The sequence below is a fragment of the Mycobacterium dioxanotrophicus genome, assembly GCF_002157835.1.
In the GTDB taxonomy this organism is placed as follows: Bacteria; Actinomycetota; Actinomycetes; order Mycobacteriales; family Mycobacteriaceae; genus Mycobacterium; species Mycobacterium dioxanotrophicus.
Genome location: NZ_CP020809.1, coordinates 5,266,628 through 5,284,818 on the forward strand (window position 1 = coordinate 5,266,628; position 18,191 = coordinate 5,284,818).

General features: G+C 67.0%; 22 protein-coding genes. 12 read left to right on the forward strand and 10 right to left on the reverse strand.

What is annotated here, in order from left to right:
* The first annotated feature begins 35 nt into the window (after window positions 1–35).
* The 7 genes from pcaH (at window position 36) to whiB1 (ending at window position 4,888) form a co-directional block, all read left to right on the forward strand.
* Window positions 36–755: a protocatechuate 3,4-dioxygenase subunit beta gene (gene pcaH, locus BTO20_RS25650; RefSeq protein ID WP_087082664.1), complete on the forward strand. Its 720-nt coding sequence runs from the start codon at window positions 36–38 to the stop codon at window positions 753–755.
* Window positions 752–1,300 carry a protocatechuate 3,4-dioxygenase subunit alpha gene (gene pcaG / locus BTO20_RS25655; protein WP_087078844.1) on the forward strand — a complete coding sequence of 183 codons (549 nt, stop codon included), beginning with the start codon at window positions 752–754 and terminating at the stop codon, window positions 1,298–1,300. Before pcaH ends, pcaG begins: the two co-directional genes overlap by 4 nt.
* The gene (locus BTO20_RS25660; protein WP_087078845.1) at window positions 1,297–2,493 is read left to right on the forward strand and encodes a lyase family protein; all 1,197 of its coding nucleotides are present in this window, start codon (window positions 1,297–1,299) and stop codon (window positions 2,491–2,493) included. Before pcaG ends, BTO20_RS25660 begins: the two co-directional genes overlap by 4 nt.
* Complete coding sequence (gene pcaC / locus BTO20_RS25665; RefSeq protein ID WP_087078846.1) at window positions 2,490–2,864, forward strand: 4-carboxymuconolactone decarboxylase; 375 nt, start codon at window positions 2,490–2,492, stop codon at window positions 2,862–2,864. The genes BTO20_RS25660 and pcaC overlap by 4 nt, the downstream gene beginning before the upstream one ends.
* Window positions 2,865–2,883: 19 nt before the next feature.
* Complete coding sequence (locus tag BTO20_RS25670) at window positions 2,884–3,390, forward strand: M15 family metallopeptidase (RefSeq protein ID WP_087078847.1); 507 nt, start codon at window positions 2,884–2,886, stop codon at window positions 3,388–3,390.
* A gap of 23 nt (window positions 3,391–3,413) precedes the next feature.
* A complete protein-coding gene (locus BTO20_RS25675; protein WP_087078848.1) occupies window positions 3,414–4,376 on the forward strand; it encodes a diacylglycerol/lipid kinase family protein in 963 nt (320 codons plus the stop codon).
* A gap of 257 nt (window positions 4,377–4,633) precedes the next feature.
* Window positions 4,634–4,888 carry a transcriptional regulator WhiB1 gene (whiB1, locus tag BTO20_RS25680; protein ID WP_029373613.1) on the forward strand — a complete coding sequence of 85 codons (255 nt, stop codon included), beginning with the start codon at window positions 4,634–4,636 and terminating at the stop codon, window positions 4,886–4,888.
* Between the two features lie 146 nt (window positions 4,889–5,034).
* Here whiB1 and BTO20_RS25685 read toward each other — a convergent pair whose 3' ends face one another.
* Complete coding sequence (locus BTO20_RS25685; protein WP_087078849.1) at window positions 5,035–6,531, reverse strand: sensor histidine kinase; 1,497 nt, start codon at window positions 6,529–6,531, stop codon at window positions 5,035–5,037.
* 43 nt (window positions 6,532–6,574) lie between these two features.
* The gene (locus BTO20_RS25690) at window positions 6,575–6,790 is read right to left on the reverse strand and encodes a biotin/lipoyl-binding carrier protein (RefSeq protein WP_029373615.1); all 216 of its coding nucleotides are present in this window, start codon (window positions 6,788–6,790) and stop codon (window positions 6,575–6,577) included.
* Window positions 6,791–6,918: 128 nt separating this feature from the next.
* On the opposite strand from BTO20_RS25690, the gene BTO20_RS41395 reads away from it, so the two are divergent.
* Window positions 6,919–7,011 carry a 50S ribosomal protein bL37 gene (locus tag BTO20_RS41395; RefSeq protein WP_087078850.1) on the forward strand — a complete coding sequence of 31 codons (93 nt, stop codon included), beginning with the start codon at window positions 6,919–6,921 and terminating at the stop codon, window positions 7,009–7,011.
* A gap of 70 nt (window positions 7,012–7,081) precedes the next feature.
* Here BTO20_RS41395 and rsrA read toward each other — a convergent pair whose 3' ends face one another.
* On the reverse strand, window positions 7,082–7,384 hold the full coding sequence (gene rsrA, locus BTO20_RS25700) for a mycothiol system anti-sigma-R factor (RefSeq protein ID WP_087078851.1): 303 nt from the start codon (window positions 7,382–7,384) through the stop codon (window positions 7,082–7,084).
* Window positions 7,381–8,019, reverse strand: coding sequence for a sigma-70 family RNA polymerase sigma factor (locus BTO20_RS25705; protein ID WP_095533704.1), 639 nt, complete (start codon window positions 8,017–8,019; stop codon window positions 7,381–7,383). The genes rsrA and BTO20_RS25705 overlap by 4 nt, the downstream gene beginning before the upstream one ends.
* A 226-nt stretch (window positions 8,020–8,245) precedes the next feature.
* On the opposite strand from BTO20_RS25705, the gene ybaK reads away from it, so the two are divergent.
* Complete coding sequence (gene ybaK / locus BTO20_RS25710) at window positions 8,246–8,731, forward strand: Cys-tRNA(Pro) deacylase (RefSeq protein ID WP_087078853.1); 486 nt, start codon at window positions 8,246–8,248, stop codon at window positions 8,729–8,731.
* Here the strand turns inward: ybaK and catC are convergent.
* The 4 genes from catC to BTO20_RS25730 all read right to left on the reverse strand — a co-directional run bounded on the left by catC (window position 8,728) and on the right by BTO20_RS25730 (window position 11,928).
* Window positions 8,728–9,006, reverse strand: a complete 279-nt coding sequence (catC, locus tag BTO20_RS25715) for a muconolactone Delta-isomerase (RefSeq protein WP_029373619.1) — start codon at window positions 9,004–9,006, stop codon at window positions 8,728–8,730. The two genes, ybaK and catC, sit on opposite strands and share 4 nt — an antisense overlap.
* A complete protein-coding gene (catA, locus tag BTO20_RS25720; RefSeq protein ID WP_087078854.1) occupies window positions 9,006–9,860 on the reverse strand; it encodes a catechol 1,2-dioxygenase in 855 nt (284 codons plus the stop codon). Before catA ends, catC begins: the two co-directional genes overlap by 1 nt.
* Window positions 9,861–9,925: 65 nt before the next feature.
* Entirely contained in the window at window positions 9,926–11,029 is a 1,104-nt protein-coding gene (locus tag BTO20_RS25725) for a mandelate racemase/muconate lactonizing enzyme family protein (RefSeq protein ID WP_087078855.1), read from the reverse strand.
* Window positions 11,026–11,928, reverse strand: coding sequence for a LysR substrate-binding domain-containing protein (locus BTO20_RS25730; protein WP_087082666.1), 903 nt, complete (start codon window positions 11,926–11,928; stop codon window positions 11,026–11,028). The genes BTO20_RS25725 and BTO20_RS25730 overlap by 4 nt, the downstream gene beginning before the upstream one ends.
* 213 nt (window positions 11,929–12,141) lie before the next feature.
* Here BTO20_RS25730 and benA point away from each other — a divergent pair, with 213 nt between their 5' ends.
* Genes benA through benC form a run of 3 tightly spaced genes read left to right on the forward strand, consistent with a single transcriptional unit; the run spans window position 12,142 to window position 16,586 of the window.
* Window positions 12,142–13,509 (forward strand): benzoate 1,2-dioxygenase large subunit, encoded by a 1,368-nt coding sequence (gene benA / locus BTO20_RS25735; RefSeq protein WP_087078856.1) that lies wholly within the window; start codon window positions 12,142–12,144, stop codon window positions 13,507–13,509.
* Window position 13,510: 1 nt separating this feature from the next.
* A complete protein-coding gene (gene benB / locus BTO20_RS25740; RefSeq protein WP_029373624.1) occupies window positions 13,511–14,026 on the forward strand; it encodes a benzoate 1,2-dioxygenase small subunit in 516 nt (171 codons plus the stop codon).
* Between the two features lie 7 nt (window positions 14,027–14,033).
* Complete coding sequence (benC, locus tag BTO20_RS25745) at window positions 14,034–16,586, forward strand: benzoate 1,2-dioxygenase electron transfer component BenC (protein WP_087078857.1); 2,553 nt, start codon at window positions 14,034–14,036, stop codon at window positions 16,584–16,586.
* Between the two features lie 3 nt (window positions 16,587–16,589).
* Here benC and BTO20_RS25750 read toward each other — a convergent pair whose 3' ends face one another.
* On the reverse strand, window positions 16,590–16,973 hold the full coding sequence (locus BTO20_RS25750) for a Zn-ribbon domain-containing OB-fold protein (RefSeq protein WP_087078858.1): 384 nt from the start codon (window positions 16,971–16,973) through the stop codon (window positions 16,590–16,592).
* A gap of 12 nt (window positions 16,974–16,985) precedes the next feature.
* On the reverse strand, window positions 16,986–18,152 hold the full coding sequence (locus tag BTO20_RS25755; protein ID WP_087078859.1) for a thiolase family protein: 1,167 nt from the start codon (window positions 18,150–18,152) through the stop codon (window positions 16,986–16,988).
* Window positions 18,153–18,191 lie beyond the last annotated feature (39 nt).

Below are 18,191 nucleotides of genomic sequence, written 5' to 3' on the forward strand. Positions count from 1 at the left end.
GCGCCTCGGCGAGCCAGGCCGAGATCAACGCCGAGATGGCCGCCATCGAAACCGGTTACCTCCAGACCGGTATCGAGGAAACCCAGCCGCGGCTGGACTACGCCCCGTACCGCAGCAGCCTGTTGCGTCACCCCACCAAGGATCTGCACCACGCCGACCCCGAGACGCTGGAGCTGCACGCTCCGGTGTTCGGTGAGCGTGACGTGCACCGGCTGGAATCCGACCTCACGATCGCGCACAGTGGTGATCCGATCGGCGAACGCATCGTGGTGACCGGACGCGTCGTCGACGGCGAGGGCCGGCCGGTGCGCCGCCAGTTGGTGGAGATCTGGCAGGCCAACGCGGCGGGCCGCTACATCCACCAGCGCGACCAGCACCGCGCGCCGCTGGACCCCAACTTCAGCGGCGTCGGCCGCTGCCTGACCGATGACGACGGCAGCTATCGGTTCACCACTGTCAAACCCGGCCCGTACCCGTGGAAGAACCACCACAACGCCTGGAGGCCCGCGCACATCCACTTCTCGCTGTTCGGAACGGATTTCACGCAGCGGATGATCACCCAGATGTACTTCCCCGGCGACCCGCTGTTCGCACTCGACCCGATCTATCAGTCGATCACCGACGCCAAGGCCCGCGACCGGCTCATCGCCACCTACGACCACGACATCACCACGCACGAGTGGTGCACCGGCTACCGCTGGGACATCGTGCTGACCGGCTCACAGCGCACGCATTTCGAGGAGGACCACCAGTGAGCACACTGCTGACGGCCACCCCGGGCCAGACCATCGGCCCGTTCTACGGTTACGCGCTGCCGTTCGAACGCGGCAATGAGCTTGTCCCCCCGGGCTTCCCGAGCGCGATCCGGTTGCACGGCACGGTCACCGACGGTGCCGGCAGACCGGTGCCCGATGTGATGCTGGAGATCTGGCAGGCCGATGCCGAGGGCGCGATCGCCCACACCGCCGGTTCGTTGCACCGCGACGGCTGGACGTTCACCGGATTCGGCCGGGTGTCCACCGACGACGAAGGCCATTTCAGCTTCACCACGGTCGAACCGGGCGCCACCGAGCCGGGCCGAGCACCGTTCATCGCGGTCACGGTGTTCGGCCGCGGGTTGCTCAACCGCCTGTTCACCCGGGCCTATGTGCCGGACCCCGGCCCGGACACCTTGCTGGACAGCCTGCCCGATGATCGCAGGCAGACGTTGATCGCGCAGCGCGACGCGCAGGGCCTGCGCTTCGACATCCGGCTACAGGGCGCGGAAGAGACCGTGTTCCTGCGCTTCCCGGGGCAGTGAGCGGCCTGTTCTGGCCCGGCGATCACCGAGCCGGGTCCGCGATGAGCGAGGCGGCGTTCTTCGAGGCCCTGCTGGCCGCCGAGAATGCGTGGCTGGCAACCCTTGTCGCGGCCGGGGTGGCACCGTCGACCGCGGCCGCAGATCTCGGCGCTCTGGTCGAGCGGGCGGACCTGGACGAGATCGCCGCAGGCGCCGAACGCGACGGCAACCCCGTCACCGGCCTGGTGGCAATGCTGCGATCCCGGGCCGGCGGCGACGCGGCTCGGTGGCTGCATCGCGGACTGACCAGCCAGGATGTGCTCGACACCGCCCTGATGCTGTGCCTGCGCGATGCCGTGGCCAAGGTGCGCGGTGATGTGATCGCCCAGGTGCACCGCCTGGTGGCGTTGATCGAAACTCGCGGTGCCGCACCGATGCTCACTCATACCCTGACCCAGCCTGCCTTGCCCGGCACCGCGGGCGGCAAGTTCGCGATCTGGCTCACCGCCGTCCTCGATGCGGCCGACACGCTCGATGCGCTGCCGCCGCAGGCGGTGTCGGCCGGCGGCGCGGCGGGCACCCTGGCCGCGACGACCGAGCTCACCGGTTCACCACAGGCCGCGATCGCGTTGACCGAACAGTGGGCGGCGGCACTGGGATTGGCGCCGGCGACACCGTGGCACACCACCCGCTCACCGATTACCCGGACCGGTGATGCTTTCGTTGGGTGCTGCGACGCCTGGGGTCACATCGCCAACGACGTCGCTGCCGGGGTGCGCACCGGCGAGCTGGCCGAGGGCACCGGGGGTGGGTCATCGACCATGCCGCACAAGAACAATCCGGTGCTGACGGTGCTGTTGCGCCGTGCCGCGCTGGCCGCGCCACCGTTGGCCGCCACCCTGCATGCCGCGTCGGCGGCCAGCGTCGACGAACGCGCCGACGGCGGCTGGCATGCCGAATGGGCCACGCTGGCCACCTTGGCCCGGCGCACCGTGGTGGCCGCGTCACAGGCCACCGAGCTGCTGACCGGTCTGCAGTTCGACTCTGCGCGCGCTACCGCCAATCAAGCTGCAGCACAAGGTATTTACGACGAACAGCAGACCATGAGCACCTTGGTCGGGAAGCCGCCCGCGCCGGACTATCTGGGTGCCACCGAGGCGCTCGTCGACGCCGCGGTGCGGCGGGCACACCAGTATCTGAAGGAGACGTCATGAGCACCTACGACGACGGTATGGCGGTGCGCCGCGCGGTGCTCGGCGACGCGCACGTCGACTGCGCCACCGCAGCCACCACCGAGTTCACCGCCGACTTCCAGGATCTGATCACCCGCTACGCCTGGGGCGAGATCTGGACCCGGCCCGGCTTGGACCGGCGCAGCCGCTCGCTGATCACGCTGACCGCCATGGTCGCCCGCGCCCACCACGACGAACTGGCCATGCATGTCCGCGCCGCGCGCCGCAACGGCGTCACTGTCGAGGAGATCAAAGAGCTGCTGCTGCAAACCGCGATCTACTGCAGCGTCCCCGACGCCAACACCGCATTCCGGATCGCGAGCCGGGTGCTGGCCGAGGACGGAGAGATCTGACCGACGTAGGGTGAGCCGCATGCGCATCGCCATGACCGTCGGGGTCGTAGCTGCCGCCGCCACGTTGGCGCTGGCGCCGACCGCGGCTGCCGACAGCGAGGGCGCGCTGGCCGATGGCCAGGTGCTGACCGCCTTCGACACCCAGGACCCCGCCATCGGGCGCCTCGATCCCCCGCTGCTGGCCGCCATCCAGCACGCCACCACGGCCGCCGCGGCCGACGGCGTGACCATGACGATCAACTCGGGATGGCGGTCGCCCGAATTCCAACAACAGTTGCTGGATCAGGCGGTACAGACCTACGGAAGCATGGCGGCCGCGCGCCAATACGTGCAGACACCTGAGCAGTCCAAGCACGTCACGGGCCAGGCGGTCGACGTCGGCGGCCCAGGCGCGGATCAGTGGCTCATCGCCAACGGCGCGCGGTTCGGCCTGTGCCGGATCTATGCCAATGAGCTGTGGCATTTCGAGCTCGCCGCCGACCCGTTCGGCACCTGTCCCCCGTTGCTACCCAACGCGGCGGGCTGACAACACCTATAGGCTCATGCCCCGTGCGCGCCGTGCTGATCGTCAACCCGAACGCGACGTCGACCACTCCTGCCGGGCGTGACCTTCTGGCCCACGCCCTGGAAAGCCGGGTGAAACTGACCGTCGTCCACACCGACCACCGCGGCCACGCCATCGAGATCGCGCGCGATGCCACCCGTGACGGCGTCGACGTGCTCATCGTCCACGGCGGCGACGGCACGGTGAACGAGGTGGTCAACGGCATTCTGGGGCATTCCGGCGGCCGGCCCGACGCCGACGTCGCGCCCGCGGTCGCGGTGGTTCCGGGCGGCTCGGCCAACGTCTTCGCCCGCGCACTGGGCATCAGCCCGGATCCGATCGAAGCCACCAATCAGCTCGTCGACCTGCTCAGCGATTACCGGCGGGGCGGCAAGTGGCGCCGGATCGGGCTGATGGACTGCGGTGAACGCTGGGCGGTCTTCACCGCCGGGATGGGAGTCGACGGGGCCGTGGTCGCCGCCGTGGAGGCTCAGCGCGCCAAGGGCCGCAAGGTCACCGCGTCGCGCTACATCCGGGTAGCGGTACGCGAAGTGCTGGCCAGTGCCCGCAGGGAGCCGACGCTGACGCTGCACCTGCCCGGCGCCGAGCCCGTCGCCGGGGTGCATTTCGTGTTCGTGTCCAACTCGAGCCCGTGGACCTACGCCAACAGCCGCCCGGTGTGGACCAACCCCGACACCACGTTCGAGACCGGGCTGGGTGTGTTCGCGACGACCAGCATGAATGTCTGGGCCAACCTGAAGCTTGTGCGGCAGATGGTCTCGCGCAACCCACGCATCGCCGGCAAGCACCTGATCCGTGACGACGACGTGACGAGCGTGACAGTGACGAGCGACACGCCGGTGGCGTGCCAGATCGACGGTGATTTCGCCGGACTGCGCGAAACTATGACGTTCACAGCTGTCCCAGAGGCCCTCGGCGTTGTCGCGCCAGCAGCGAAAACCCCTTGACCTGCGATAACCGACCCGCTACCGTCGTTTTAGGGCGCAGGTGAGTTGAGCCTAGTACAACCGAGTAAGGGTTCTGGTAACAGGTCGGGCAAGTGACATTGCGCACTTGTTAACTCGCGAGTATTGACATCTGTTCAGCCTGTGAAAGCATCGGATGCAACAGTGCAGAAACATTTCGTATGCACGCGTTAACAGCCGAAGAAAAAGCTCGTGCGCTTCGCTGCGCACACATACATATCTGACAAGGAGTTAGACCAATGGATTGGCGCCACAAGGCTGTCTGTCGCGACGAGGATCCCGAGCTGTTCTTCCCGGTCGGAAACAGCGGACCGGCGCTCGCGCAGATCGCTGACGCGAAGCTCGTGTGCAACCGTTGCCCGGTGACCACCGAGTGCCTCAGCTGGGCATTGGAATCCGGCCAGGACGCCGGCGTCTGGGGTGGCATGAGCGAGGACGAGCGTCGTGCCCTGAAGCGTCGCAACGCCCGCACCAAGGCGCGCACCAGCGTGTAATCCTCACCTGTCCCAACAGGTTGCTACGGCCTCGACGATATTCGTCGGGGCCGTAACTCTTTTTTGACGAATTCGATAGCAAATTGCGTTACGACAATCACATTGCGAATCGAATCGAAACTGTGCATTCGGCTGAGCCGACCGGCTTACTGAGTGCCGCGCACGCGTCGACCGATCGGCACCCGCAGCACCACGTCGGTGCCGCCATCGGCCGCGTCGTGCATGCCCAGTGACCCGTCGAGCTCCGCCGAGACCAGCGTCCGCACGATCTGCAGCCCGAGCCGATCGGACTTCTCCAGGCTGAACCCCGCGGGCAGGCCGCGGCCGTCGTCGTGCACCACCACGTCGAGCCAGCGGGCCGATCGCTCCGAGCGGATGGTCACACAGCCGTGCGGCGCCTTGACGTCGAAGGCGTGCTCGATGGCGTTCTGGACCAGTTCGGTGATCACCATGACCAGCGCGGTGGCCCGGTCGGCGTCCAGCACGCCCAGATCTCCCACCCGGTTGATCCGGATCGGGGTGTCCACCGATGCGACGTCGTTCATGATCGGCAGGATCCGGTCCACCACCTCGTCGAGGTTGACCTCCTCGTCGACCGACATCGACAATGCGTCGTGCACCAGCGCGATCGACGTCACCCGGCGCACGGATTCGATCAGCGCCTCCCGCGCCTCGACGTTGTTGGTGCGCCGCGCCTGCAATCTCAGCAGCGCCGCGACGGTCTGCAAGTTGTTCTTCACCCGGTGGTGGATCTCCCGGATGGTGGCGTCCTTGCTCAGCAGTGCGCGGTCGCGGCGCTTCACCTCGGTGACGTCGCGGATCAGCACAGCGGCTCCCACGGCCGCCCCGTGCACCACCAACGGCAGCGTGCGCAACAGCACCGCCGCGCCGCCCGCGTCGACCTCCATGCGCATGCTGGAGCCGCCGGCAAGCGAATCCCGCACATGGTTGGCCAGTTCCTGGGCCTCGAACGGATCGGAGATCAGCGGACGGGTGGTGGCGACGAGGTTGTGCCCGTCGAGTTCGGAGGCCAGACCCATCCGGTGATAGGCCGAGATGGCGTTCGGGCTGGCGTAGACCACGTCACCGACTTCGTCGAGCCGGATGAATCCGTCGCCCGCCCGGGGGCTGGACCGTGACATCGCCAGGTCACCCACGTTGGGAAAGGTGCCCTCGGCCAGCATGTGCAGCAAGTCCCCCGCGCAGTTCAGATACGCGCCCTCCAACGGGCTCGCGAGCCGGCGGGCGGCCAGCGCGGTCTGATGGGTCAGCACGGCGACCACCTGGTCGCGGTGCCGTACCGGGACCGCCTCGACGTTCAGCCCCGGCACATCCTGAAGGTGCTGCTGCGCGTCAGTGCCCGCCGCGATCGCACCGGACTCGAAGGCGGTGGTGACCACCGGAAGATCATCGGCAGCAGCGAGAGTGCCGACCGAGTCGGCGAGCAGTACCGTCGGCGCCGTGTTGGGCCGCACCTGCGCGACACACACCAGCACGCCGTCGTCGCGACGCACCCACATCAGATAGTCGGCGAATGAGAGGTCCGCCAACAGCTGCCACTCACCCACCACCGCGTGCAGGTGGTCGACCGCGCTTCCGGGCAGGATGGTGTGCTCGGCCAGCAAGTCACCGAGAGTGGACATCAGCCAACTTCACGCAGGCGACGAGCATCCACATCCTGGAGCGTCAGTCGATCACCGCGATCAGATCGCCGGCTTGGATCACGTCGCCCTCGGCCACGTTCACCTTCGTCACGGTGCCCGCGACCTCGGCGAGGACGGGGATTTCCATCTTCATCGACTCGAGCAGCACCAGAGTGTCACCCTCACCGATCTGGTCGCCCTCGTGGACCACGACCTCGAGCACACTGGCCACGATCTCAGCGCGAACGTCCTCGGCCATTCTTCACCCCACTCACTCTGGCTGCTGTCTACATCCGGGCTATATCGAACCACAAGACCGGGTGGACGGTGCTGTAGCCGGGCCGTGAGACACTGGGGAGCAAGCTCTCGAACATCTGGAGGAACATCATGGCCAAGCGTGGCCGCAAGAAGCGCGATCGTAAGCATTCACAGGCGAACCACGGCAAGCGTCCCAATGCCGGTTCGAAGTCAGTGCGCTGACCGCGTCGAACGCGATCTGAAGGCCGGGCCATCCGCCCGGCCTTCATGCATTTAGTGGGCCTTGCGTCAGTCAGCCCCGGATGATCGTGGTGCGGCTGATCTCGATGCGCAGCCGCTCTCGCAGGCTGTCCGGCGCTTTCTCACCGCTGCACCGGCTGGCGATCAGCCGCTTCACCCGCTCCTCGACGCCGTAGTGGCGCAGGCAGGCCGGGCATTCTTCGAGGTGGTGCTTGAGCTTGTCTCGGCTTTCGGCCGTGCATTCCCCGTCGAGCAGCGTCCATACCTCGGCGATCACCGCCGCACACTCGGGATGTTCGGGGTCGATGGGACCGACCGGAGGCGTCCAGCGCTCGTTTTCGTCAAAGTCGCTCATGACGACACTCCCTCCGGTGCGCCAACCTGCTCACCTCGGATGAAGCCCCGATCGCGGGCCACGTCGGCCAGCAGATCGCGCAGTTGCTTGCGTCCGCGATGTAGCCGGGACATCACGGTCCCGATCGGCGTATCCATAATCTCGGCGATCTCCTTGTAGGGGAATCCCTCGACGTCGGCGTAGTACACCGCCATCCTGAACTCCTCGGGCAGTGCCTGCAACGCAGCCTTGATCTCCGTGTCGGGCAGCGCCTCCAGTGCTTCGACCTCCGCTGAGCGCAGGCCGGTCGAGGAATGCTCGGCGTTGGACGCCAGCTGCCAGTCGGTGATCTCGTCCGTCGGATACTCCGACGGCTGCCGCTGTTTCTTGCGGTAGCTGTTGATGTAGGTGTTGGTCAGGATGCGATACAGCCACGCCTTGAGGTTTGTGCCCTCGCGGAACGACCGGAAGCCGGCATAGGCCTTGACCATGGTTTCCTGCAGCAGGTCCTCGGCGTCGGCCGGGTTGCGCGTCATGCGCAGCGCACCACCGTACAGCTGGTCCAGCAGCGGGATGGCATCCCGCTCGAACCGTGCGGTGAGCTCCGCGTCGGTTTCCTGCGGCTCGGACATAGCCCGCTCGTCGACGTCAGTCATGGTGCGGAACACCGTCCCTTCTGTCGCGGCGCCGCCGAACTGCCCGATGTCATTCGGACGTTCAAGGCACACGGTTGGCACCAAAATCCCCTTCCGATCCTAGAGCGTGCTACCGACAGGTAGCTCCGGTGAGCACCCTGGCCACCGAAGCTGCATGCAACAACAGCACACAGGGCGCGCTGTGTTCCCGGGCGGTTTTGGGGCATTTTCGGGCTAACCTGGCCCGGTGGCACGCGCAGCGACCCCGGCCATCGCGGCTCTCGTCGCAGCGGGTATCGACCATGAGGTGGTGCAATACCACCACGACCCGCGCAATGAATCGTTCGGCGCCGAAGCCGTCGCCGAACTCGCGGCGGCAGGCATCATCGCCGAGCAGGTGTTCAAAACCCTCGTCATCGCCCTGCCCACAGGCCTCGCGGTGGCCGTGGTCCCGGTGCCGGCCAAGCTGTCGCTGAAGGCGGCGGCCGCAGCTCTGGGGGTGTCGAAGGCCGAGATGGCCGACCCGGCCGCAGCGCAGCGTTCGTCGGGATATGTGCTCGGCGGGATTTCTCCGTTGGGTCAGCGCAAGCCGCTGCCGACCGTCGTGGACGCCTCGGCGTTGAATTTCGAGCGGGTGCTGTGCAGCGCAGGCAAGCGCGGCTGGGATGTGGCGCTGGCCCCGGCGGATCTGATCCGCGCCACCGACGCGGTGACGGCCGAGATCACCGCCTAGTTGATGTCGGACGGGTGATGCGCCAGCGGCGTCACGTGGATGTCCATATACGGGAACAGCGGTAGCCCGGAGATCAGCGTGTGTAGCTCGTCGTTGGACTCGACGTCGAAGATCGAGAAGTTCGAGTACTCACCGACGATCCGCCAGATGTGCGGCCACTTGCCCGACCGCTGCAGCTGCTGCGAGTAGGCCTTTTCCCGCGCGACGGTGTGCGCGACCACGTCGGGATCCATGTCGTGGGGAATGCGGACGTCCATGCGGACGTGGAACAGCATCAGGCACGCACCGGGTCGAGCACGAAGCCGTACTGCACGTTCTCGCTGCCGTCGGGCTGGGCGACCGGGGCCAGCATGAGCTCGGGCTTGACTGCGTCGGCGATGTCGTCGCCGTTGTGCGGGTCGCCCGGAAAATACAGCTGTGCGGTCAGCATTTCGTGCCCGGGCGCGGAGACCTTGACGTGCAGATGGGCCGGCCGCCAGGCATGCCAGCCTGCCGCGGCGATGAGCTTGCCGCATGAGCCGTCGGTGGGGATCTGGTAGGGCGCGGGCCGGATGGTGGTGATCCGGAAGCGACCGTCGGCACCGGTGGAGATGCTGCCGCGCAGATTCCACTGCGGGATGCCCGGAGCGAACTGCGAGTAAAACCCGTCGGAGTCGGCATGCCACAGTTCGACCTTGCCCGCCAACGGTTTTCCGTCGGTCGAGGTGATCTGGCCCTCCCACACCAGCGGCGTGCCCGCCTCGCCGTCGCGCATCGGCAACGTCGCGTCGGCACCCAGTTCCGGTGCGTCGGGAACGTAGTACGGGCCCTCGATGCTGCCCTTGTTGCCGTGCCGGTGCGACGTCGCGACGTCCTCGATGACGTGTTCGACCCAGACGTCGAGGAACAGTGGCCACTCCCCGTCCTGGCCGACGCCGATGAGCCACGCCTTCAATGCGTTGTATTCGTCGTAGCTGACCCGGTGGCGGCGGATGGTCGCGTGCACGGCGTCGAGGACTTCTCGGGCCAGCATGTCGACGCGCTCCGCCGGGACGTCACGCACTGCCTCGAACGGTGACTTGTCGGTGTGGAACCGCTCGGTGGCCGATGCTCCGGACGCGGCGGCGGAGGCCTTCTCGGTGGTGGTCATGGTCAATTCCCTTCTGTTTGTCGCGTTTTGTGGAGTTGTAGCCGGGCTCGGAGCGGTTGGACGGATCACTGATCGGTGCGGTAGGTGGCGAGCTTGTCAGGGTCGATGTCGATGCCGAGGCCCACTCCGGGCGGGCGGTGCAGGTACCCGTCGCTGATCTGCAACGGCTCGGTCAGCAGGTCGTCGCTCATGTCGAGGAAGTTGGACAGCTCCCCGGCGTAGCGGGTGGTCAGCGGGAACGCTGCGCCGAACGCCACGGCACACGCGGTGCCGATCTGACCGTCGATCTGGTTGCCCATCACCACCTCCACACCGAGCCCCTCGGCGAGGTGCAGCACCCGGGCCGAGCCCGTGAAGCCCGTGCGTGCGGTCTTGATGCTGATCGCGGTGGCCGAGCCGGCGAGCACCTCACGGGTCACGTCGGCCGGGGTCGGCACGGATTCGTCGGCGATGAACGGCACGTCGAGCTGCCCGACGAGCCAGCGCCTGCCGAGCACGTCGTCGGCCGGGCACAGCTCCTCGGCGAACAGCAACCCGAGATCGGCCATCGCCTTCATGGCACGCAGCGACTCGGCGGCCGACCAGCCGCGGTTGCCGTCGACGTACAGCTCGACGGTGTCGGCGAAACGTTCGCGCAGCGCGCGCACGACGGCCACGTCCAGCGAGACCGGCCTGCGGCCGACCTTCACCTTGAAAGTGCTGATGCCGTACTGGTCGCGCATCCGCTCGGCCTCGGCGACCATGCGGGCCGGCTCGTCGAAACCGAGCATGTGGCTCACGCGCATCCGGTCGGTGTAGCCGCCGAGCAGCTCGGTGACGGGAAGGCCGAGGGTCCGCCCGAGCGCGTCCCACATCGCCATGTCGACGGCGGCCTTGGCGGTCGGGTTGCCGACCGTGCGGGCCATCCGGGCCGCGGCGACTTCGCGCTCGGTCAAGGCCAGGCCGACGAGCTGCGGGGCGAAGATGCCGTCGATCACGGCGATGATGCCGCGCTGGGTCTCGCCGTAGGTGAAGGGCCGTGGCGGTGCCTCGGCAATGCCGACGATGCCGTCGTCGGTGTGCACGCGCACGAGCACATGCTCGGCGGCATGCACCTCTCCGGAGGCGAACTTCAGCGGTTTGCGATACGGCACGGCGAACGGTATGGCGTCGATCTGGGTGATCTTCATCGTTGTCTCCCAACGGAATCGGTGAGAAGAGCGGTGGTGAGCAGGTCGAGTACGGCTTGCAGCAGCGGGTTGTCCTCGCCGGTGCGCCAGGCCAGCGACAGCTCCACGTGCTGGGCGTCGAGCAGGTCGCGGAACACCAGTCCGTCGAGCGGCAGCGCGCGCACCGACTGCGGCACCACCGCGACGCCGAGCCCCGCCGCGACCAGCGCGAGCAGAACCGCGGTACCCGGCGCCCGGTGCTCCTGATGCGGCGCGTAGCCGGCCTCCCGGCAGCTGCGCAGCACAGCCGCGTTGACGGCCGAGTCCCGGCTGCCGTAGACGACGAACGGCTCGTCGCGTAGGTCGGACATGGACACCACTGGCTCGACCGCGAGCCGGTGGTCCACCGACACCGCGAGGATGAGCGGTTCGACCTCGATGGTGCGCAGCAGCACGTCCGCGCCGACGGCGGGGGGACGCAGTACGCCGAGGTCGAGCGCTCCGGCCCGCAGCGCATCGCACTGGTCGGGGGTGAGCATGTCGGCCCGGATCTCCAGTGCGACATCAGGCAGCTCGCGCTTGACGACCCGGGCGATGCGCGGCAGATGCGAGAACGCCGCTGTCCCGGTCAATCCGAGCCGGATCAGCCCGCTGCGGCCGGCCGCGATGCGCCGCACGCCGCGCACCGCGTCGTCGACGCCGCCGAGGATGCGCGCGGCCTCGGTCTGCAGGAACTCCCCCGCCGCGGTCAGCTCGACCTGCCGGGTGGTGCGGTTGAACAGGGTCACGTCGAGTTCGGATTCCAGCTGCCGGATCGCGTAGGACAACGCCGGTTGCGCGACGTGCAGCTGGTCGGCGGCCTGCCCGAAGTGGCACGTCTCGGCGACGGCTGCGAAGTAGCGCAGGTGCCGAAGCTCCATGTCCACCTCCTGGGTTTCCGCCGCCCTCGCGGTGTGACCGGCGACACTGAATCCAGGCTAGGAGCGGGATCCATACATAACAAGGACACAGATTCGCTCGATTAATCAATCTTTTTGATCAATCAAGCCCTGGGCCAGGACTAGCAATAGGCCTGGTGTGACGGGCGCCACGTGGTGGGAAGGTGCCAATATCCGACCTGCTGGAGGCATCCCATGAGCGCATCGACCACCGAGCATCTGCACCACGTCGAGACCGTGTTGGCCGACGCGGTGATCGACGACCGCGAGGCCGGAATGTTCCGCGCCAACCGCCGGATCTTCACCGACGAGGACATCTTCGAACTGGAGATGAAGCACATCTTCGAGGGCAACTGGATCTACCTGGCGCACGAGAGCCAGCTGCCCAACCCCGGCGACTACTTCACCACCTACATCGGCCGCCAGCCCGTGGTCATCACCCGCGACAAAAACGGAAACCTCAACTGCCTCATCAATGCCTGCGCACACCGCGGCGCGATGATCTGCCGGCGCAAGACGGACAACCGGATGACGTTGACGTGCCCGTTTCACGGATGGACGTTCCGCAACGACGGCGCACTGCTGAAGGTCAAGGATCCCGAGGGGGCCGGCTACCCGGACACTTTCGACAAGGGCGGCTCGCACAACATGACGGCGGTCGCGAAATTCGACAACTATCGCGGCTTTCTGTTCGGCAGCCTCAATCCCGATGTGTTGCCGTTGACCGAACACCTCGGCGACGCGAGGACGGTGATCGACATGCTCGTCGACCAGTCCCCCGATGGCCTTGAGGTGCTCCGCGGATCATCGACCTACACCTACGACGGCAACTGGAAAGTGCAGGCGGAGAACGGCGCCGACGGCTATCACGTCACCGCCACGCACTGGAACTACGCGGCCACCACCAGCCGGCGCGGTACCGGGGAATCCGCCAACGAGGCCAAGGTGCTCGACGCCGGAGGGTGGGGCAAGTCCGGTGGCGGCTACTGGTCATTCCCACACGGGCACCTGTGCCTGTGGACATGGGCGGCCAACCCGCAGGACCGCCCACTGTGGGATCAGCTCGACGCGCTCAAGGCCCAGCACGGCGACGCCAAGGGCGAGTTCATGGTGAAAGGCTCACGCAATCTCTGCCTGTATCCGAATCTCTATCTGATGGACCAGTTTTCGACCCAGATTCGGCATTTCCGCCCCATCGCGCCGGACAAGACCGAGGTCACCATCTACTGCATCGCCCCCAAAGGCGAGAGCGACACCGCCCGAGCCCAACGGATCCGGCAGTACGAGGACTTCTTCAACGCCTCCGGCATGGCCACCCCCGACGACCTTGAGGAGTTCCGGTCCTGCCAGCTGACGTTCCGCGCGACGGCCGCACCGTGGAACGACATGAGTCGCGGTGCGCAACACTGGCTTTCCGGTCCCGACCCGCTCGCCGAGTCGCTGGGCATGCACGGCGTGGTATCGGCCGGGGTCAAGAACGAGGACGAGGGCCTGTACCCCGTCCAGCACGGGTACTGGCTGCAGACCATGCGGGCGGCCGTGGCGAACGACAGCGGGAAGTGACATGACCAGCACCGAACAGGCCGCAAAACTCATCACTCAGAACGCGATCGAACAGTTCCTCTACCGCGAGGCGCGCTACCTCGACGACCGCGAGTTCGAGAAGTGGCTGGACTGCTACGCCGACGACGTCGTCTACTGGATGCCGTCGTGGACGGATGACGACCAACTCGTGACCGACCCGCAACGCGACATCTCGCTGATCTACTACGCCAACAAAGGCGGCCTGGCCGACCGGGTGTTCCGCATCCGCACCGAACGGTCCTCGGCGACGTCGCTGCCCGAACCACGCACGAGCCACAACATCAGCAACGTCGAGGTCATCGAGCGACGCGGAGATCTGGTCGACGTCCGATTCAACTGGCACACCATGTATTTCCGATACAAGACGGTCGACCCGTACTACGGCACCTCGTTCTACACCATCGACTTCTCGGGTGCGCAGCCGTTGATCCGGCGCAAGACCGTCGTGCTCAAGAACGACTACATCCACCACGTGGTGGATGTCTACCACTTCTAGGATCGCCATGACCTCAACACATTCGGTCGCGCTGGCGTTCGAGGACGGTGTCACGCGGTTCATCACCTGTCGCGACGACCAGACCGTCGCCGACGCCTCCTATCGGCAACGCATCAACATCCCGCTGGACTGCCGCGACGGGGCGTGCGGTACCTGCAAGGCACTGTGCGAATCGGGCAGCTACGACGGTGGCAGCTACCTCACCGACGCCCTCTCCGACGACGAGGCGGCAGCCGGTTACGTCCTGCCCTGCTGCATGAAACCCACCTCGGATCTGGTGCTGCAGATCGCCAGCACCTCAGATGTCGCCAAGACCCAGGCCGCGCGCTACACCGGCACGCTGGTGGCACTGGACCGGTTGTCCGACAGCACCATCCGCTTCTCGGTCGACATCCCGAACCGCACCGAGTTGGCGTTCCTACCGGGCCAGTACGTCAACATTGACGTGCCTGGCACCGGTGAATCCCGCTCGTATTCGTTCGCCAACGCCCCGCACGATGACCGTTTGATGTTCCTGGTGAAACTCAGTCCGGGCGGGCTGATGTCGGATTACCTGGTTCAACGTGCCGCCGTCGGCGACGAGATCACATTCACCGGGCCGCATGGATCGTTCTTCCTGCGGGAGGCGGACCGGCCGGTGCTCATGCTGGCCGGTGGCACCGGCCTGGCGCCGATCCTGTCGATGCTGCGGACGCTCGCGGCGGCGGGCAGCCACCGCAAGATCCACCTGATCTACGGCGTCAAATCCGACATCGATGTGGTCGAGACCGCCGCGCTGACCGCGATAGCGGACGGGTTACCCGGCTTTTCATGGGAGCACTGCGTGTCCGACCCGGCCAGCACCGCGGTCAACAAGGGCCGGGTGATGACGCTGATGCGTCCGGAGCAGCTCTACCACGGCGATGTCGCGGTATACCTGTGCGGGCCACCGGCAATGGTCGACTCGGTGCGCGAACACATCACCGGATTCGGGATCGATGTGAGCGGATTCTTCTACGAAAAGTTTGCGCTCGCTCGCGGTGAGAAACCCGTGCCTGCGCACGACATCCCCTCGGCGTCCCCCACCGAGATCCTGCTGAGCGCACCCGACGCCCGCGCGATCGCCGGCCAGACGGTCCTGCCTGCCGCCGACATCGCGGCAGGCCGACGTGCCGTGTCGAGCGCCCCACCCGGCCAACACCTCCTGCCCGATACCGGCGAGCTCATCGCGTGCGGCGCCCGAGGCATCGCCGGGCAAGAGATCTTCGCATCCGTCGAAGCGCCCACCACCCCAACAGAACCCGTCACCGACGACGGGTACCAGATCGGCGAGGAGCATCCCGAGGTACATGAGTCCGACGCCCTGTTCGAGGCCAGGCAGGCACTGGAACTCGGCGCTCTCGAACTGACCCTGGGCCGGTTGTCCAGCAGGCAACTGGCGGGATACCGCCTCCTTGCCGACGCCACCGTGCCGTACGTGGACGGCGACCACTTCGTCGACGCCGCCCAGTACACCGAGACCAACGCCGCCTTTCACGACTACCTGTTCACCCTGACCGGCAACGAGCATCTGCTGCACGCCTATCAGGCACTTGGAGTCAAGGGTCGCATGGGCGAGGTGCTGCGCAACGCCACGTGGTGTCACCCGCTGTGCGCGCAGGATCACGTGGACATCGTCACGGCATTCGAGGCGGGCGACCGCGACGCCGCCCGGGCCCTCATCGTGGCGCACGCCGACCGCTCCAAGCAGACCATGCGCCGCGCCATGGCCGACGCCGAAAAATCCAGGACGGCAAAGCAACCGAAGTTCATCACACCCGGACGGTTCGCCGGCAAGGTGGTGGTGGTCACCGGCGCCGCGCAGGGCATCGGCGAACAGACTGCGCGCAGAATCAGCGCCGAGGGCGGCATGCTGGTGCTGGCCGACCGCTCGGAACTGGTCAAGGAACTGGCCGACGAGCTGACCGCCGTGGCGGTGACGGCCGACCTCGAGCATTGGGAGGGTGCTGATTCGCTTGTCCAGCAGGCTATTTCGGCATTCGGGCGGATCGATGTGCTGATCAACAACGTCGGTGGGGCCATCAACTTCAAGCCGTTCACCGAGTTCAGCGACGCCGAGATCCGTGCCGAGGTCGACCGCTCGTTGATGACCACGCTGTACGCCTGCCGGGCGGTGCTGCCGGGCATGGTGTCCCGCGGCACGGGAACCATCGTCAACGTGTCCTCCGCGGCCACCCGGGGCATCCATCGCATCCCGTACTCGGCCGCCAAGGGCGGCATCAACGCGATCACCGCGTCGCTGGCCATGGAGTATGCCGACGCCGGGATCCGCGTCGTCGCCACCGCCCCGGGCGGCACCCAGGCTCCGCCGCGCCGGATCTCCCGCGGCACACCCGTTCCGGTCAACGACACCGAACAGGCGTGGTTCGACGCGCACATCGAGCAGACTCTCGGCTCGTCACTGATGCACCGGTACGGAACCCTCGACGAGCAGGCCGCCGCGATCTGCTTTCTGGCCTCCGACGAGGCGTCCTACATCACCGGAACGGTACTGCCCGTGGCAGGCGGTGATCTGGGCTGAGTCTCACACGACGCGGAAGTACGGAATCGCCTCTGCCGCTTCGCCTTCGCCCAGCAGGTCGAACGCCACGGCGACGCGTGCGCCGTACAGGTCTGCGTCCGGGTCCGCCTCGGGGAACGAGGTCCACCACCACGGGCCCTCGTCGAGCTCGACGATGCCGACCGGCAGGCGCCCCGCGCCGCGCTGATGCACCACTGCCCAGCTGACGACGGTGCCGGTGCCCGCGGCCGGCACGTACTCGTAGCGGCCCGGCTCGACGGTCACGTCGAACTGTGGTGAGAGCAGTTCACCGGTGCGGGTGTCCCTGACGATCAGGAATTCACCGCGCTTGGTGGCGTCGAGAAATGCGGCTGTCGCGTCGTCACGGGCAATGGCGAAGGCAGGCATGGGAAGTCCCTTCTAGTTGTCGGTGCCGAGGACCAGCGTGGAGTGGTAGTCGAGGATGCCGCCGTTGCCGGATACCAGCACCCGGTCGTGGTCGGCGACCTGCCGCTGCCCGCCGTGGCCGCGGGTCTGGACCACAGCCTCGTGCAGCGGGGTCATCCCCCACATGTAGAACGCGCTGAGTTCACCACCGCCGGTGTTGAACTTGAGTTTGCCGTTGGGCCCGATCATCCCGGGCTCGGCCATCGCCGGGCCGCCCTCCCCCTTCGGGAAGAATCCGTAGTCCTCCAGCGTGACCAGCGCGGTGAACGTGTAGCAGTCGTAGATCTGCGCGACGCCGATCTCGTCGAGCGTGGTGTCGGCCATCGCCAGCGCGCGGGGACCGGATTGTGCGGCGCCGCTGACCAATCCGAAGTCGTCGTTACGGCCCCCGGTGCGGCCCGGGTGGGCTTGCGCCCAGCCCAGCACCCTTACGGGCGGTTGCCGCAGCGCCCGGGCCCGGTCCAGCGACGTGACGATGATCGCCACACCGCCGTTGCTCACCAGGCAGCAGTCGTACAGGTGGAACGGCTCGGCGATGTAGCGGCTGGCGTGGTACTCCGGCAGTGTCAGCGGGGTGCCGTAGAAATGTGCGGCCGGATTGAGTTGGGCCCAATCCCGTTGCGCCACCGCGATATGGCCCAAATGATCGGATGTGGTGCCGTACTTCTTCATGTGTCTGCGGGCGGCCAGCGCGTACATCGTGGTCGGCGACGTGATGCCGTTGGAGGCGGTGATGCCGCCCCAGCCGCGGGGTACCGACCGGGCGGCGACGTATGCTGCCGAAGCGCTGGAGGATTCCTTGAGCGGATTGTCGGCCCACACCACCGCGATGGTGTCGGCCATGCCCGATTGCACCGCCATCGACGCGTACTGGACCATCTGCCCTGCGGTCGACCCGAATCCCTGCATGGCGGTGAGTAGTTTGAGGTCCACCAAGCCGAGCGCACCCTGCAGGTCGATGCCGACCCCGGCCTTGATACCACCCGAGACGATGAGACGGTCGATGTCGGACAGCTCCAGCCCTGCGTCGGCCGCCGCCAGCCGGACGGCCTGCGCGGCGAACTGGCGCGCGGAGCGGCCGTACACCTTGCCCTGTTCGGTGATGCCGAGTCCCGCGATGGCAGCGGTGATGTCAGTCATGGATGCTCCTTGCTTCGCTGCCACCCACTTTCGCCGGTG

Excerpts from the sequence above, each read along its gene's own strand:
- catC (WP_029373619.1), bottom strand. The coding sequence starts at position 9,006 with ATGCTGTTCCACGTCCGCATGGACGTCCGCATTCCCCACGACATGGAT.
- BTO20_RS25690 (WP_029373615.1), bottom strand. The coding sequence starts at position 6,790 with ATGGCCGAGGACGTTCGCGCTGAGATCGTGGCCAGTGTGCTCGAGGTC.
- BTO20_RS25685 (WP_087078849.1), bottom strand. The coding sequence starts at position 6,531 with ATGTCCACTCTCGGTGACTTGCTGGCCGAGCACACCATCCTGCCCGGA.
- catA (WP_087078854.1), bottom strand. The coding sequence starts at position 9,860 with ATGACCACCACCGAGAAGGCCTCCGCCGCCGCGTCCGGAGCATCGGCC.
- BTO20_RS25750 (WP_087078858.1), bottom strand. The coding sequence starts at position 16,973 with ATGCCTGCCTTCGCCATTGCCCGTGACGACGCGACAGCCGCATTTCTC.
- BTO20_RS25705 (WP_095533704.1), bottom strand. The coding sequence starts at position 8,019 with ATGACTGACGTCGACGAGCGGGCTATGTCCGAGCCGCAGGAAACCGAC.
- whiB1 (WP_029373613.1), top strand. The coding sequence starts at position 4,634 with ATGGATTGGCGCCACAAGGCTGTCTGTCGCGACGAGGATCCCGAGCTG.
- rsrA (WP_087078851.1), bottom strand. The coding sequence starts at position 7,384 with ATGAGCGACTTTGACGAAAACGAGCGCTGGACGCCTCCGGTCGGTCCC.
- pcaH (WP_087082664.1), top strand. The coding sequence starts at position 36 with ATGGCCGCCATCGAAACCGGTTACCTCCAGACCGGTATCGAGGAAACC.
- BTO20_RS25670 (WP_087078847.1), top strand. The coding sequence starts at position 2,884 with ATGCGCATCGCCATGACCGTCGGGGTCGTAGCTGCCGCCGCCACGTTG.
- benC (WP_087078857.1), top strand. The coding sequence starts at position 14,034 with ATGACCTCAACACATTCGGTCGCGCTGGCGTTCGAGGACGGTGTCACG.
- BTO20_RS25755 (WP_087078859.1), bottom strand. The coding sequence starts at position 18,152 with ATGACTGACATCACCGCTGCCATCGCGGGACTCGGCATCACCGAACAG.
- BTO20_RS25730 (WP_087082666.1), bottom strand. The coding sequence starts at position 11,928 with ATGGAGCTTCGGCACCTGCGCTACTTCGCAGCCGTCGCCGAGACGTGC.
- BTO20_RS25725 (WP_087078855.1), bottom strand. The coding sequence starts at position 11,029 with ATGAAGATCACCCAGATCGACGCCATACCGTTCGCCGTGCCGTATCGC.
- BTO20_RS41395 (WP_087078850.1), top strand. The coding sequence starts at position 6,919 with ATGGCCAAGCGTGGCCGCAAGAAGCGCGATCGTAAGCATTCACAGGCG.
- benA (WP_087078856.1), top strand. The coding sequence starts at position 12,142 with ATGAGCGCATCGACCACCGAGCATCTGCACCACGTCGAGACCGTGTTG.
- pcaC (WP_087078846.1), top strand. The coding sequence starts at position 2,490 with ATGAGCACCTACGACGACGGTATGGCGGTGCGCCGCGCGGTGCTCGGC.
- benB (WP_029373624.1), top strand. The coding sequence starts at position 13,511 with ATGACCAGCACCGAACAGGCCGCAAAACTCATCACTCAGAACGCGATC.